Genomic DNA, 14,429 nt, shown 5'->3' on the forward strand with positions numbered 1-14,429 from the left:
GGCGTCGGCCTCGGCCTCGCCGTGGCCCGCGGCTTCACCGAGGCCATGGACGGCGCACTCGCCGCCGAGGACACCCCAGGCGGCGGCCTCACCATGGTCCTCACCCTGCCGTCCGCCGCGGGCACGCCGCCGGTGCCGGCGGTGCTGCCGGAGGCGGCGGTCGGCTGAAGCCCCGCGCCCGCGGCGGCGCCGCAGCCGCGCCCCGCCTCCCCCTGACGGGCCGAAACGGCCCCGGGTCCGGTTGACAGGCGCCCGCCCGGGCCGAATCCTTGACCGGGAGAGCGCTCTCCCAGCCTCGGGCGTGCTCTGCCGGCGCCCTCCGCGGGCGCCTTCGGCCGACGAGGCGGACGAGGCAGACGAGGCGGACGGGGCGGGAGGGCCGGATGGCGGAGGCAGAGGCAGAGGTCGGGCGGCTGGTGGAGAAGCTGGACCTGGTGCAGAAGGTCAGGCTGCTCACCGGGGCGTCGACATGGCGCACGGCGGCCGAACCCGCCATCGGCCTCGGCGCGATGACGTTCTCGGACGGCCCCGCGGGAGTGCGCGGCGAGCAGTGGGACGAGCGGCTGACCTCACTGGTGCTGCCCTCCCCCACCGCGCTCGGGGCCGCCTGGCACCCGCCGCTCGCCGCGGAACTCGGCGCCCTCCTCGCGGCACAGGCGAGGTGCAGGGGCGTCGACGCCGTGCTCGCCCCGACGCTCAACCTGCACCGCTCCCCGCTGGGCGGCCGGCACTTCGAGTGCTTCTCCGAGGACCCGCTGCTCGCGGGCGCGCTCGGAGCGGCCGTGGTCCGGGGCCTCCAGGGCGCGGGGGTGGCCGCCGCGGCGAAGCACTTCGTGGCCAACGACGCGGAGGCCGAGCGCCTCACCGTCGATGTACGGGTATCGGAGCGGGTGCTGCGCGAGGTGTACCTGGCGCCCTTCGAGGCGGCCGTCGAAGCGGGCGTCTGGCTGGTCATGCCCGCCTACAACCGGGTGAACGGCACCACCATGTCGGCCAGTCCGCTGCTCGCCGACCCGCTCAAGGCGGAGTGGGGTTTCGACGGCGTCACCGTCTCCGACTGGGGGGCGGTACGCAGCACGGTGGAACCGGCCGCCGCGGCCCTCGACCTCGCCATGCCGGGTCCCGGCGGACCGTGGGGCGAGGCACTGGTCGATGCGGTGCGGGACGGCCGGGTGCCCCAGGCGGCCGTCGACGACAAGGTCCGGCGGCTGCTGCGGCTGGCCCACCGGGTGGGCGCCCTCGGCGCCGGGCGCCCCGCACCGCCCGGACCGAGCGCACCGGCCGGACCGAACACGCAGCCGGACGCCACCGCCGCCCGCGCCGGACGGCAGCCGGCCGCCCGTGCGCTGCTGCGCCGGGCGGCGAGCGCGGGCACCGTGCTGCTGCGCAACACCGGTGCGCTGCCCCTGGATCCGGCCGGGATCCGGACCCTCGCCGTCATCGGACGGCACGCGGCGTCCCCGCGCACCCAGGGCGGCGGCAGCGCCGAGGTGTTCCCCGACCGGGTGGTCACCCCGCTGGACGGGATCCGCGCCGCCCTGCCGCCCGCGGCGCGCGTGCTCCACGAGCCCGGCCCCGGGCTCGGCGCCGCCCCGGCGCCCCTCGATGGCAGGCTCGCCCGTGACCCTGACACCGCGGAACCCGGCGTACGGCTGCGGGTCCTGGACGCGGCCGGCCGGGTGCTGCACTCCGAGCACCGGCTCTGCGGGCGCATCCTGGAGCCGCCCGTACCGCCGGGTGCCCGCACCGTGGAGCTCTCGGCACGGCTCACTCCCCGGCCGTCCGGCGAGTGGACCTTCGCCGTGGCCGGGTTCGGCCGGATGTCGCTCACCGTGGACGGGGTGCCCCTCGTCGACGGCACCTTCCCGCGGGAGACCGACGACCCGACCGGGGTGCACGTCAGGCCGCCGCGCCGCACGGGCCGCCTCGCGCTGGCCGCGGGCCGGCCCGTCACCGTCGTCGCCCGCCGGGAGCTGGCCGAGGACACCGGGCGGGCGACGATCCTGTCCGCCGCGCCGCCACCGGTGGACGACACCGCCGCCCTGGCCGCCGCGGTCGCCGCCGCACGGGCGGCGGACGCGGCCGTGGTGGTGGTCGGCACCACCGAGGAGAGCGAGTCGGAGGGACTGGACCGCGACGGACTGGAGCTGCCGGGCCGCCAGGACGAACTGGTTCGCGCGGTGCTCGCGGTCCAGCCGCGCACCGTGGTCTGCGTCAACTCCGGCGGCCCGGTCGCCCTGCCGTGGCACACCGCGGCCGCCGCGCTGCTGCTCACCTGGTTCCCCGGCGGCGAGGGCGGCCACGCGCTCGCGGACGTGCTGTTCGGCCGCACGGAACCGGGCGGCAGACTGCCCACCACCTGGGGCGCCGCGCTGGCCGACGTTCCCGTGCACACCACACGCCCCTCTCCGCCGGGCGTCCTCGCCTACGCCGAGGGCCTGCACATCGGCTACCGCGCCTGGCTGCGCTCGCCGGCCGCGCCCGCCTACTGGTTCGGGCACGGACTCGGCTACACCACCTGGGCGTACGAGGCGCTCTCGACGGCGGGCGGGGCGGCGGCGGACGGCGCCGCGGGAACGGCGGAGGGCGTCCGGACGGAGGCGACCAGGGCGGAGGAGGCCCGGGCGGAGGAGGCGGTGGTGCGGGTCCGGGTGCGCAACACCGGGCCGCGGCCCGGGCGCGAGGTGGTGCAACTGTACCTGGCCAGGCCCGGATCCGCCGTGGAGCGTCCGGTGCGCTGGCTGGCCGGCTTCGCCGAGGCCATCGCCGCGCCCGGCGAGACGGTGACGGTGCGGATACCCGTCGCCGGCCGCGCGCTGCGGCACTGGTCCAGCGACGAGCGCCGGTGGCGGGTGGAGCCGGGCGTGTTCACCGTCCTCGTGGGACGCTCGGCCGGGGACATCAGGCTGCGCGGCGAACTGACGGCCCGTTAGTCAGCGGCCCACCCTCCCCGTCCCGGTGGCCCTGCCCCCGGCGGCCCGGGACCGGGCCGCCGGGGGCGGGGCGCGCGCGGGCCGCCCGCTCCGGAGGGGGAGCGGGCGGCCGTGGCGAGCTGCCGGGTCCCGGACGGCTCAGCGGTAGACGCCGAACTCGTAGAGCGAGTAGCCGTAGCCGGTGCCGCGCTGGGTGCCCTGGACCCTTACGTAGCGGCCGGTGCCCGTGACGTCGATGTCGTCGATGTTGCCGTCGCCGTTGTCGACGGACTTCACCGTCGTCCAGTTCTGCCCGTCCGCCGAGGTCTCGATCCGGTACGCCTTCGCGTAGGCCGGCTCCCACGCGAGTTGGACGTGCGTGAACGTCGTCGTGCTGCCGAGGTCCACCTGGAGCCACTGCGGATCGCTCCAGTCGCTGGCCCAGCGGGTGTCGAACTTGCCGTCCACGGCGTTGCCCGCCGGGCACGGGCAGCCGCCGGTCGGGTCGGTCTGGTAGGAGGACGCGGTGGCCGCCCTGCCCTGCGCCACGTTGGTGCCGTTCACCGGCGGCGGGACCACCCGCAGCGACCTGGCCTCGATGCCCGCGTTGCCGCGGCCGTCCGTGGCCCGTACGTACACCTTGTAGACGCCCACCTTGTCGGGCGCCTTCGCGGTGAGCACCCCGTCGGCGCCCACGGTGGTGGCGGCGGGCACCAGCGCCTTGTTCTGGTCGATGTAGTTGCTGCTGAACAGCACCTGGTAGCCGATGGCGTCGCCGTTCGGGTCGGTGGCCCTGGTGGTGATGCGCACCTGGCCGCCGGCCGGCACTCCGTCGGTGGCGTGGTCGACCGTCATCTGCGAGATCACCGGCGGTGTGTTGTCACCGGAGGTGCTGCCGCGGTACGCCTTCTTGACCGCGTAGTACGACAGCCGCTTCAGACCGCCGGGCAGCAGGTTGAACCACACTCCGCCGAAGTCGTCCTCGACGCCGTAGTGGAACATGGTGGCGCCGAGCGCGACGCCCGTGTGCCCGGTGACGCAGTTCCAGGCCCTGGTGTAGCCGTCGGCCTTCTGGACGTCGGTGGGCTCGTCGGGCACGCCGTTGGCGTCGTCGGGCACCTCCCACTCGCCCGCGGGCCCGGTCTCGGTGACGATGTAGGGCTTGGTGTAGCCGCCCTGCTGCCAGTCCGACCTGACGTTGCACACCGCGTTGTAGGCGTTGACCGCGTACAGGTCGAGGTCGGGTGCGTTCCTCTTGTAGTACGGCCAGGCCCCGGTCCACGCGTCGGTCGAGGTGACCGGGTGGTTGGGGTCGACCTGGTGGATCTTCTTGGCGACGTCGTTCACGAAGGTGGTGTAGGCGTTGCGCTGCTGCTCCAGTTCGCTGCCGCTGAAGCAGTTCTGCAGGCCGAGCGTGGACTCGTTGCCCACGTTCCACATCAGCACGCCGGGGTTGTCCTTGTAGGTGTCCACCCACTTCGGGAACTCCGCCAGCATCTGGGTCTTGTAGGCGGTGTCCGTCACGTAGTTGACGCAGCCGCCCGACCCCGGCCCGCCGCCGGGCTGGAGCCAGAAGCCGGCGATCACCTTGATTCCGTTGGCCGCCGCCGCGTCGAGGAGCGGCTTGCTGGTGGCGTCGGTGCCCCAGGTCCTGATGGTGTTGACGCCCATGGACGCCAGGTCGGGCAGGTACTTCTGGGCGTCCGCGACGGCGGGGCCCCAGGTCAGGCCCTTGACCTGGTACGGCGCGCCGTTCACCGTCAACTGCCAGGCACCCTGCGAGCCGGTGACCTTGACGACGCTGCCCGCGGCCTGTGCGGCCGGTGCCTGGAGGCCGACCAGCGTCCCGGTGAGCAGGGCCGCCGAGGTGAGGGCCGCGGCTGCGCGTCTGGCCGTACGGCCGGGGGGATGGGGCATGGTGCTCTCCTTCTCGTGCGGGTGGGGGCGGGCGGCCTGGCGTGGGGTCACGACCGGCCGGGCCGCACACGTTGCGTGGTGGAACGGGCCCGGGCGGGGAGAGCGCTCTCCGCCCGGGCCGGCGAAACCGGGCGCGGCGGGCGCCCGGTGCAGGGGTTACGGCAGTTCGTAGTCGTCGTTCAGCACGGGGCCTTCCTGCGGGTTGCTCTGGTCGTAGCCGTGGTCGTCGCACTGCAGGCCGCCGTTGACGCAGTGGGTGACCATGGCCTGGAGCGTGGCCGCGTCCCAGCCGTTCATGAAGTCGTAGTGGAACGAGAACCCGGCGCCACTGGCCAGCCGCACCTGTGACATGTCCCCGTTGACCGGCCACGCCATCTTGAACTCGATCATGGGCAGCGCGACCGGGTGGTCGGCCGGGCAGGCGTTGTAGTTCGCCCCCGATGCGGTCGGATAGGCCATGTGGCTCTGGTGGTCCGGGGTGTCCAGGTGGATGCCGTCCCAGCAGCTCGGCGCCTGGAGGCGGAGGTTGAGCTGGGTGTCCCGGCTGGTCGGGCAGCTCGCGGGGAAGTCCCAGTTGTGGTAGCTCTCGCCGCACTCCCAGCCCTCGACGGTGCCCTTGAGGTGCTGGAACTCGTCCTTGCTCTGCATGGGGTTGCCGACCACGTACCGCAGCCCCTTGGGGAAGGGCCGCACGCTCGTGTAGTCGGTGACGCCCGCCTTGTAGTAGATCGTCTGCGGCCCGATCGGCATGATCTTCTGGTCGCCCTTGTACAGGGTCGGCATCCAGTAGGCGGACTTGTCGCCGACCGCGTTGCAGGTGGTGCCGCCCTGGTCGAGCGAGCCCATGGTGGTGTTCGCGTTCGTCAGGGTGTTGCCCATGAAGGTGTGGTCATGGGACTTGCCGGGCTGGCCGGGGTAGACGATGGGGTCGTCCGGGGCCGTGTGGTTGGGCGCGCACTTCGCCTGGAACTCGTGGAAGTAGGCGTGCGGGGGGTTCGCGGTGGACGGCACGACGCCGGTGACCGGCGGGTCGGCCATGATGTAACCGTCTCCGTCCGGGTCGTCGCCGGACGCCCGCACGGACGCGGGCATGGCGTGCGCCGTGCCCGCCGGGTGCCGCACGGCCGCGTCGTGTCCGGTGCCCGCGGCGGCGCGCACGGCCGCCGGGTCGCCCGGGACGCCTCCCGCGGTGGCCACCTGGCTGATGCCGACCGTGGTCAGGGCCAGCGCGGTGGACAGGAGCAGTCCGGTGAGGGCTTTGGATCTCCAGGACATGGAGAGCCTCCTGCTGCTGTAGGGGGTGTGGGGCGAGCACGTGCCCCGGCGGATCCGGGGCGCGGCCTGGCCGGCGTGGCCCCGTCTGAGCCGGGAGAGCGCTCTCCCGTTTAGCCCTGGAGTGTTCCGCTCCTGACAAGAGCGTGTCAATACCTGGTGAACGAGGGCGGGTTCGGCTCTCCCCCGGCGCCCGGGTGGGACCCGCACGGGCGGTACGGGCAGTGCGGGCGGTACAGGCGGTACGGGCGGTACGGGCCGAGGCGGGCGGACGGTACGGGGGAGGTGCGGGCCGAGGCGGGCGGCCCCGCTCGGCGACGCGATCGCGCACCACGGCGGATCGCCGAACCCCCGCACCTGCCGCGCCCGGCCGACGAGCCCGTTCACCGCCGCCGGACCGGAGGGCGGCCCCGCCGCCGGGAAGGACCGCCACCCCTCGCCCGGTGGATCGTCCAGGGCCGTTCGGGGCGACCCGCAGGCGCATCCGGGACTGGGACGGAGGACCGGATCCGCGCATGCCCCTTCCAGCTTCCCGAACTGCCCGGTGGGCTGCGCCCGCGGTGCGCCCGCGGGACGCGCTCGCGGTGCGCCTGCCGGACCGGCACCGGCCCCACCGAGGCGGGTGAGGCCGGCATGCCGGCCTTCGCCGCCGGGGCTCCGCGCGTCCGGCCGGTCCCCGGAGCCGCTACAGCAGCTTGTCCAGGGTGATAGGCAGCGACCGGATGCGCCGCCCCGTCGCGTGGTGCACCGCGTTGGCGATCGCCGCAGGTACGCCCACCACGCCGACCTCGCCGAGCCCCTTGACGCCGACGGCGTTGAAGGCGTCGGGGCCGCCGACGAAGGCGACGTCGAGGTCGGGGACGTCCGCGTGCGCGGGGATGAGGTAGTCGCCGAGCGTGGCGTTGGCGATCCGGCCGCCCGCGTCGAAGGAGGTCTCCTCCAGCAGCGCCATCCCGATGCCCAGCACCATCGCGCCGATGACCTGACTGCGGGCCGTCTTCTCGTTGAGGACCCGGCCCGCGTCGACCGCCGACGCCAGCCGGCTGACCCGTACGATGCCCAGCTCCTCGTGCACCCGGACCTCGGCGAACTGCGCCGCGAACGCGCCGGCCGGGGCCATCGACAGGCCCTCGGGCGGGCTCGGGTCCTTCTCGCCGTCGGCGACCAGCTCCCTCAGGCCGTGCCGGTCGAGGATCGCGGCGTAGTCCTCGCCGGCGGAGGGGTCGTTCGCCAGGTGGATCCGGCCGCCCGTCACCGCGACCTCGTCGAGGGACCGGCCGCGCAGCGGGGAGGAGTCGTCGTCGCGGACGGTGTCGAGGAACGCGCGCAGCAGGTTGCGGGCGGCGTCCTCGACGGCGCCGCTCAGCGCCAGCGCGAGCCCCGAGCCGCCGGACTGCGGGGCGAGCGGCAGATCGCTGTCGCCGAGTTCGACGCGGACCTGTTCCACGTCGAGGCCGAGGAGTTCGGCGGCCAGTTGCGCGGTGATCGTGTAGGTGCCCGTGCCGATGTCGGTGCCGGCGCAGCGCACCAGGGCCGCGCCGTCCCGGCCCACGGACACCTGGGCCCGGCAGACGGCGGCCCAGCGGCTGAAGGTGACGCCGGCCATGCCCTGGCCGACCAGCCAGGCGCCGTCGCGCAGGGAGCGCGGCTCGGCAGGGCGGGCGCTCCAGCCGAAGCGTTCCGCGCCCACCCGGTAGCAGTCGCGCAGGGCGTTGCTCGACCAGGGCAGGCCGGTGGACGGGTGGACCTCGGCGTGGTTGCGCAGCCGGAGCTCCAGCGGGTCCATGCCGATCCGGTAGGAGATCTCGTCCAGCGCGGATTCCAGCGCGAAGCCGCCCTCCGCGTGGCCCGGGGCGCGCATGGCACCGGGGTTGGGGATGTTCAGCGCCGCCAGGCGGTCGTGGGTGGCGGCGCTCGGCCAGGCGTATGCGTCGGGGGTGCCCATGGTGATGGGTTCGATGTTCATCTCCTCGGCGCCCCGGGTGGCGGTGGCCTCGTGGTCGACGGCGAGCAGCCGGCCGTCGGTGGTGGCGCCGATGCGCAGCCGCTGGACGGACTCGGGACGGTGGCCCACGGAGGTGAACATCTGGGGGCGGGTCAGCACGAGCTTGACCGGACGCTCCAGCATCCGGGCGGCGAGCACCGCCAGGATCGCGTGGGGCCAGGTGCGCAGGCCCGCGCCGAAGCCGCCGCCGAGGTACGGCACGAGGACGCGTACGGCGGACTCCGGCAGCCCGAAGACGGTGGCGATGCTCTGCCGGGCCATCGCGGGCCACTGGCTGGAGTCGTGGACGGTCACCCGGCCGTCCTCCCAGCGTGCCACGGTGGCGAAGAGACCGAGCGGGTTGTTGGTCTCGGGCGCCATGTGGAACGTCTCGTCGTACTGCACGTCCGAGGCGGCCAGCGCCGCCTCGACGTCACCGCGGCTGGACTCCATCCCGTAGGGATCGGTGAGCACGGGTGCGTCCGGGTTGCCGACGCCCAGTACGGGGGCGGCCTCGTCGTACTCCACCCGGACCAGCCGCGCGGCGTCCCTGGCCTGCTCCGGGGTTTCGGCCACCACGACGGCGACGTGCTGGCCGTGGTGCAGGATCCGGTTGTCCGCGAGGGGGAAGCGCGGCGACGGCCCGATGTTCGTCATCGGGCCCTCCGCGAGCGCCGGTGCGTTCTCGTGCGTGATCACGGTCAGCACACCGGGCGCGACGAGGGCCCCGGCGGTGTCGAGGGAGCGGATGGTGCCCGCGGCGACGGTGGACTGCACCAGCGCGGCGTGTGCCATGTCCGGGTAGGAGAAGTCGGACGGGTAGGGGGCGCCGCCGGTGACCTTGAGGTGGCCGTCGATGCGGTCGACGGGCTCGCCGAGCAGCTTGCCGCTGGAGACGGCGGTCATGACGCCGCCTCCGCCAGGTCCTCGAGGACGCGGACGAGGGTGCGCTGGGCGAGCTCCACCTTGAACGCGGTACCGGGGAGCGTGTACGGGTCGCGCAGGGCGGCCCTGGCCGCGGCCCTGAACATGGCGGTGGTCGCGGGCACCCCGCGCAGCATCTCCTCGGCCTCGCCCGCCCGCCAGGGCACGGTCCCCACGCCGCCGAGCGCGAGCCGCGCCTCGGCGATGGTGCCGTCCTCGACGACCAGGGCGGCCGCCGCGGAGGCGAGGGCGAACTCGTACGAGGCACGGTCGCGGACCTTCAGGTACCGGGAGCGGCTCGTGGCCGGCGGCAGCGGCACGTCCACGTGTGTGATCATCTCGCCGTGCCCGAGGACGTGTTCGACGTCGGGGCTCCGGCCGGGCAGCACGTAGAAGTCGGTGAGGGGGACGGTGCGCTCGCCGCCCGGGCCCTGGACGCGCACCTCGGCGTCCAGGGCGACGAGGGGGACGCACAGGTCGGAGGCGTGCAGGGCGATGCAGTTCTGGTCGGCGCCGAGGATCGCGTGCATGCGTGCCGGTCCGATGACGGCCGCGCAGCCCGTGCCGGGACGGCGTTTGTTGCAGGCCGCCACGGTGCGGTCGCGGAAGTAGCGGCAGCGGGTGCGCTGGAGGAGGTTGCCGCCGATGGTCGCCATGTTCCGCAACTGGATCGAGGCGCCGGCCAGGAGCGCCTCCCGCACGAAGGGCAGCCGCTCGCGCACCACGGGGTCCTCGGCCAGGTCCGCCATGGTGGTCAGCGCCCCGATCCGCAGCACGGCGCCGTCGAGCAGGCTGGTGCCGGTCAGCGGCAGGCGCCCGATGTCCACCAGGGTGGAGTTCTCGATCACCCCGTCCTTCAGGAGCAGGTCGAGCTGCGTGGTGCCGCCGGCGAGGAACGCGGCGCCCGCGTCGGCGCTCACCAGGGCGATGGCCTCGTCGACGCCGTCGGGGCGCACGTAGGTCAGGGCGCTCATGCCGCCCCGTTCCGTGCGGCGCCGGGCCCGCCGTCTCCCGCCGTGCCGTTCTGCTCGGCCACGTCCCTGATCGCGGCCACGATGTTCGGGTACGCCCCGCAGCGGCACAGGTTGCCGCTCATCGCCTCGCGGACCTCGTCGGCGGAGGACGCCCGCCGCTGGGCCAGCAGCGCGGCCGCCGACATCAGTTGGCCCGGTGTGCAGAACCCGCACTGGAAGCCGTCGTGGCGGATGAACGCCTCCTGGAGCGGGTGCAGCCGCCCGTCGCGGGCCAGGCTCTCAACGGTGCGCACCTCGCGGCCGTCGCACTGCGCGGCGAGCACCAGGCAGGACACCACCGGCCTGCCGTCGAGGTGGACCGTGCAGGCGCCGCAGGCGCCCTGGTCGCAGCCCTTCTTGGTGCCGGTCAGGCCCAGGTGGTCCCGCAGCATGTCGAGCAGGGTGACCCGGCTGTCGAGGTCCAGCCGCCGCGCCTCGCCGTTGACCCGCACCTCCCCCGTGGTTCTGCCAGTGGTACTGCTCGTCGCCATCGCACCGATCCCTTGGTCTTCCGACACGCCCTGGGGCCTCGGGCCGCGGCCGGGGCCCGGGGGCCGGCGGGTGCGGCACTCGCGCCTTCGATCACGGTATGGCCCGATCACCGGGCCCGCACGGCGCACGGCCCCGGACGCGCGGCAGGCGGGTCCGGGTTGGGCCGCCCGGGTCAGCGGCCGGGTCAGCGGCCGCGCCCGGCGCGCTCGCGCGGCCGGCGGCCCCGCACGGCGCACGGCGGCCGAGGGGCGGCCCCCGCCACCGGGAGGGGTGTCCCGCCTTTCGTGCCCGGCCGGCCTGCATACCGCGCACCGCTCTGGCTACTCGCCCGCCACGGAACGGGACGTCCGGAGGGAGGCGGTGATGGTGCGGTCCGAGGCGGTGTCGGTGGCCGACGAGGGAGCGGCGATCGCCGGTGACCTGGTGCTTCCGCCAGGAGCCCGGAAGGTGGTGCTGTTCGCGCACGGCAGTGGCAGCTCACGGCACAGTCCGCGCAACAGGTCGGTGGCCGCGGCCCTGCAGGACGCGGGCCTGGGCACCCTGCTCATGGACCTGCTCACCGAGCGTGAGGAGGGCCGCGATGCGATGACCGGCGAGCACCGGTTCGACATCGAGCTGCTCGCCGGGCGCGTGGTGGCCGCGGTCGACTGGCTGGGCTCCCGTCCGGACACGGCCGATCTGCCCGTGGGCCTCTTCGGCGCCAGCACGGGGGCGGCGGCCGCCCTGGCGGGGGCCGCCGAGCGGCCCGAACGGGTACAGGCCGTCGTCTCCCGCGGCGGACGGCCCGATCTGGCGGGCGGTGCGCTGCGGCTGGTGCGTGCCCCGGTGCTGCTGATCGTGGGCGGCGACGACCCGGAGGTGCTCCGGCTCAACCAGGAGGCGGCCGACCTGCTGCCGGTACCGCACCGGGTGCACATCGTGCCCGGCGCCACCCACCTCTTCGAGGAGCCGGGCGCGCTGGACGAGGTGGCCGAGGAGGCCCGCGACTGGTTCCTGGGGGCGGGGCGCTAGACGAGGACCGGGTACGGGGCGGGGCGCCGGGCCTCCGTACCCGTGCTCCGGCCCGGTACTCCGGCCGGCCTGGCGCCGTCCCCCGTGCGGCACGGCGCCACGGGATGGGGACCGGGCGGTACCCGTCGGATGGGGACCGGGTGGCGCAGGGCCGGTGAAGCGGCGGCGGAAGGGCCGCGCACCCGGCAGCGCGGGCGCACCACCCCGCCGGACGGGGTGGGCGACGAGCTCAGGGCATGTTCCAGCGCAGGCTGCCGACCTCGGCCCACCAGCCCGGTCTGGTCGAGTCCACGGACCGCAGGCGGGCGCGCTTGGCGTGCTGGCTGGAAGAGGTGCACACCTCGCGATCCTCGCTCTGCAGGAACTGGACCACACCGGTGCGGCCGGTGGCGGTGTCCAGGGCGCGTGCCCCGGCGGCCAACCACGACGGGCATCCGGCACGCACGGACGCGCCCGGGGACGAATCGTCGCCGGGAGCGGACTCCCGTATCGGACCGCCGGGAGTGGCGGCATCGGTGGAACTGCTCACCAGGACATCATGCTTGTCGATCCCGTCGTCCTGCAAGCTACTGCCTGATAATTTCAGGGAGTTGGTATCGGGCTGGCGCCATCAGGGTGCGCCTGACACACTCTTGGCCTGTGACGGGTACTCAGGTGCCCGCCACGGACACTCAGGAGGTGAGCTGTGAGAGAAGCCCGCACGGGCACCGGTGCCAGCGCTCCCACAGTGCTTCGCATGATCCTAGGCAAGCGGCTCCAGGAGCTGCGGCAGGGGTCGGGGGCGTCGTTGGACGACGCGGCCAAGGCCCTGGACGTCACGTCCCTGACGATCCGTCGGATGGAGAAGGCGGAGGTCGGCCTCAGGCTCATCTACGTACGCACGCTGCTGACGATGTACGGGGTCGCCCAGCAGGAGATCGAGGAGTTCCTGGTCCTGGCCGAGCAGGCCAACCAGCCCGGCTGGTGGCACCGGTACCGCGATGTGCTGCCCACCTGGTTCACCGCTTACGTCAGCCTGGAGAGCAGCGCCAAGGTCCTGCGCACCTACGAACCGCACTACGTGGCGGGCCTGCTGCAGACGGCCGAGTACGCACGGGAGACGCTCAGGGCCGGCTTCCCCAACGACAGCGACGAGGACCTCGACCGCAGGGTCGACCTCCGGCTGCGCCGTCAGAGCCTGCTGACGAAGCCTGACGCGCCCACGCTGTGGGTGGTGATGGAGGAAGGCGTGCTGCACCGCGTCGTCGGGGGACCGAAGGTGATGCGGGAGCAGATCGACCGGCTGCTGGACGCCTCGAAGCTGGACCACGTCAATCTGGACATCGTGCCGTTCAGCGCCGGTGCCCACGTGGGGGCGTTCGCGCCCTTCACCTACTTCCGGTTCGAGGAACCGGAGCTGCCCGACGTCGTCTACTGCGAGATCCTCTCCGGATCGATGTACCTGGACCAGCGCAGCGACGTCATCACGCATCTCGAAGCCCACAACCGCATGTCCCTGCTGACCTCGCCCGAGGGGAGCACAGCTCTCCTGAACCAGATGCGCAAGGAGTACACATGACCACCATCGGCGTCGCGTACAACGGCATGCCCGCGATCGACCTGGGTGAGAAGGACTGGGAGTGCCCGTGGAGCGGCCCGACCGGAGGCCAGTGCCTGGAGGCGAAGCGGCTGACCGACGGCAGGGTGGCGGTGCGGCAGTCGACCGACGCCGCGGGCCCCGCGCTCATCTTCACCCAGGGGGAGTTCCGTGCCTTCGTCGCCGGGGCCAAGAGCGGCCTCGCCGATAGCCTGATCGCCGACTGAGGCGCACGCACCAGACGGACGTCCGGGCGGACCGCGGCCCGCCCGGCGTGTCACCACAGCACACCACTGAATTGGGGTCCCCACCATGACCAACTCTCCCGCCGCGCGGGACATCGACACCAGCCGGCCGCACTCGGCCCGCATGTACGACTACTACCTGGGCGGCAAGGACCACTTCGACGTCGACAAGGAAGCGGCCGAGAAGGTCGTGGAGACCTGGCCCGCCATCATCACGTGCGCGCGGGAGAACCGGGCCTTCATGCACCGGGCGACCCGTGTCCTGGTCCGGGAGTACGGCATCCGGCAGTGGCTCGACATCGGCACCGGCATCCCGACCGAGCCGAACCTCCACCAGGTGGCCCAGAGCCTGGTCCCGGAGGCCAAGGTCGTCTACGCCGACCACGACCCGCTGGTCCTGAAGTACGCCGAGACCCTGATGCGCAGCACGCGCGAGGGCCGCACCGCCTACATCCAGGCGGACTTCAACAACCCCGAGGCGATCCTGAACGCCCCGCAGCTCGAGCAGGTCCTCGACCTGTCCAAGCCCGTCGCGCTCTCCCTCAACGCCCTCCTGCACTTCGTCACCGACGCCCAGAAGCCGTACGACGTCGTGGGGCGCCTGCTGAGCGCCCTCCCGACGGGCAGCGCCCTGGCGATCACCCACTGCACCCCGGACTTCGACGCGGAGGGCTGGGAGAAGATCACCCAGATCTACTACGACGGCGGCACGCCCTTCCGGGTCCGCAACAAGGAGGAGGTCACGCGCTTCTTCGACGGCCTCGAACTCGTCGAGCCCGGCATCGAGGTGGCGCAGCGCTGGCACCCGGAGGTCGAGGACGCCGCGGGCGAGGGTCGCAAGCGGCCCACCGACGCGGAGGTCAGCCTCTGGGCCGGGGTGGGCATCAAGCGGTGACGCCACGTGCGGTGAGGGCGTGCGGGACGGCGCGTCGCACGTGACGGCGCCACCGCCGCCGCCCTGCGGGCGCCACCGCCCGCACCCACCGGAAGGAACCCGCCCCCCCCGGCCGTGTCGACCCCGGACCGCCCGGGCAAGGCGGCCGGTCCGGCCGGTCCCCGCGGCCACCGCAGATGCGGTGGCCG

General features: G+C 74.0%; 11 protein-coding genes. 5 read left to right on the plus strand and 6 right to left on the minus strand.

Annotation, left to right across the window (positions count from 1 at the left end):
• The first annotated feature begins 383 nt into the window (after positions 1-383).
• Positions 384-2,933 carry a glycoside hydrolase family 3 C-terminal domain-containing protein gene (locus IE313_RS34280; RefSeq protein ID WP_189939240.1) on the plus strand — a complete coding sequence of 850 codons (2,550 nt, stop codon included), beginning with the start codon at positions 384-386 and terminating at the stop codon, positions 2,931-2,933.
• 138 nt (positions 2,934-3,071) lie between these two features.
• Here the strand turns inward: IE313_RS34280 and IE313_RS34285 are convergent, their stop codons facing one another.
• The 5 genes from IE313_RS34285 to IE313_RS34305 all read right to left on the minus strand — a co-directional run bounded on the left by IE313_RS34285 (position 3,072) and on the right by IE313_RS34305 (position 10,513).
• Positions 3,072-4,829, minus strand: coding sequence for a discoidin domain-containing protein (locus tag IE313_RS34285; RefSeq protein WP_189939242.1), 1,758 nt, complete (start codon positions 4,827-4,829; stop codon positions 3,072-3,074).
• A 156-nt stretch (positions 4,830-4,985) separates the two neighbouring features.
• Complete coding sequence (locus tag IE313_RS34290) at positions 4,986-6,104, minus strand: DUF1996 domain-containing protein (RefSeq protein WP_189939244.1); 1,119 nt, start codon at positions 6,102-6,104, stop codon at positions 4,986-4,988.
• Between the two features lie 682 nt (positions 6,105-6,786).
• Positions 6,787-8,991, minus strand: coding sequence for a xanthine dehydrogenase family protein molybdopterin-binding subunit (locus tag IE313_RS34295; RefSeq protein WP_189939246.1), 2,205 nt, complete (start codon positions 8,989-8,991; stop codon positions 6,787-6,789).
• A complete protein-coding gene (locus tag IE313_RS34300) occupies positions 8,988-9,983 on the minus strand; it encodes an FAD binding domain-containing protein (protein ID WP_189939248.1) in 996 nt (331 codons plus the stop codon). Before IE313_RS34300 ends, IE313_RS34295 begins: the two co-directional genes overlap by 4 nt.
• Positions 9,980-10,513, minus strand: a complete 534-nt coding sequence (locus IE313_RS34305) for a (2Fe-2S)-binding protein (RefSeq protein ID WP_189939250.1) — start codon at positions 10,511-10,513, stop codon at positions 9,980-9,982. Before IE313_RS34305 ends, IE313_RS34300 begins: the two co-directional genes overlap by 4 nt.
• 364 nt (positions 10,514-10,877) lie before the next feature.
• Here IE313_RS34305 and IE313_RS34310 point away from each other — a divergent pair, with 364 nt between their 5' ends.
• A complete protein-coding gene (locus IE313_RS34310) occupies positions 10,878-11,525 on the plus strand; it encodes a dienelactone hydrolase family protein (protein WP_373317130.1) in 648 nt (215 codons plus the stop codon).
• Between the two features lie 229 nt (positions 11,526-11,754).
• Here IE313_RS34310 and IE313_RS34315 read toward each other — a convergent pair whose 3' ends face one another.
• Positions 11,755-12,054: a hypothetical protein gene (locus IE313_RS34315; RefSeq protein ID WP_189939252.1), complete on the minus strand. Its 300-nt coding sequence runs from the start codon at positions 12,052-12,054 to the stop codon at positions 11,755-11,757.
• Between the two features lie 156 nt (positions 12,055-12,210).
• On the opposite strand from IE313_RS34315, the gene IE313_RS34320 reads away from it, so the two are divergent.
• From IE313_RS34320 to IE313_RS34330, 3 genes are all read left to right on the plus strand, one after another.
• Positions 12,211-13,083 carry a Sco1979 family transcriptional regulator gene (locus tag IE313_RS34320; protein WP_189939254.1) on the plus strand — a complete coding sequence of 291 codons (873 nt, stop codon included), beginning with the start codon at positions 12,211-12,213 and terminating at the stop codon, positions 13,081-13,083.
• Complete coding sequence (locus IE313_RS34325; RefSeq protein WP_189939256.1) at positions 13,080-13,328, plus strand: DUF397 domain-containing protein; 249 nt, start codon at positions 13,080-13,082, stop codon at positions 13,326-13,328. The genes IE313_RS34320 and IE313_RS34325 overlap by 4 nt, the downstream gene beginning before the upstream one ends.
• 85 nt (positions 13,329-13,413) lie before the next feature.
• Positions 13,414-14,241 (plus strand): SAM-dependent methyltransferase, encoded by an 828-nt coding sequence (locus IE313_RS34330; protein WP_189939258.1) that lies wholly within the window; start codon positions 13,414-13,416, stop codon positions 14,239-14,241.
• Positions 14,242-14,429 lie beyond the last annotated feature (188 nt).

The sequence above is a fragment of the Streptomyces sulfonofaciens genome (genome assembly GCF_014656295.1).
Taxonomy (GTDB): domain Bacteria; phylum Actinomycetota; class Actinomycetes; order Streptomycetales; family Streptomycetaceae; genus Streptomyces; species Streptomyces sulfonofaciens.

Bases quoted from the DNA above. Each gene is read 5' to 3' on its own strand.
- IE313_RS34280 (WP_189939240.1), top strand. From the start codon at position 384: ATGGCGGAGGCAGAGGCAGAGGTCGGGCGGCTGGTGGAGAAGCTGGAC.
- IE313_RS34285 (WP_189939242.1), bottom strand. From the start codon at position 4,829: ATGCCCCATCCCCCCGGCCGTACGGCCAGACGCGCAGCCGCGGCCCTC.
- IE313_RS34290 (WP_189939244.1), bottom strand. From the start codon at position 6,104: ATGTCCTGGAGATCCAAAGCCCTCACCGGACTGCTCCTGTCCACCGCG.
- IE313_RS34295 (WP_189939246.1), bottom strand. From the start codon at position 8,991: ATGACCGCCGTCTCCAGCGGCAAGCTGCTCGGCGAGCCCGTCGACCGC.
- IE313_RS34300 (WP_189939248.1), bottom strand. From the start codon at position 9,983: ATGAGCGCCCTGACCTACGTGCGCCCCGACGGCGTCGACGAGGCCATC.
- IE313_RS34305 (WP_189939250.1), bottom strand. From the start codon at position 10,513: ATGGCGACGAGCAGTACCACTGGCAGAACCACGGGGGAGGTGCGGGTC.
- IE313_RS34310 (WP_373317130.1), top strand. From the start codon at position 10,878: ATGGTGCGGTCCGAGGCGGTGTCGGTGGCCGACGAGGGAGCGGCGATC.
- IE313_RS34325 (WP_189939256.1), top strand. From the start codon at position 13,080: ATGACCACCATCGGCGTCGCGTACAACGGCATGCCCGCGATCGACCTG.
- IE313_RS34330 (WP_189939258.1), top strand. From the start codon at position 13,414: ATGACCAACTCTCCCGCCGCGCGGGACATCGACACCAGCCGGCCGCAC.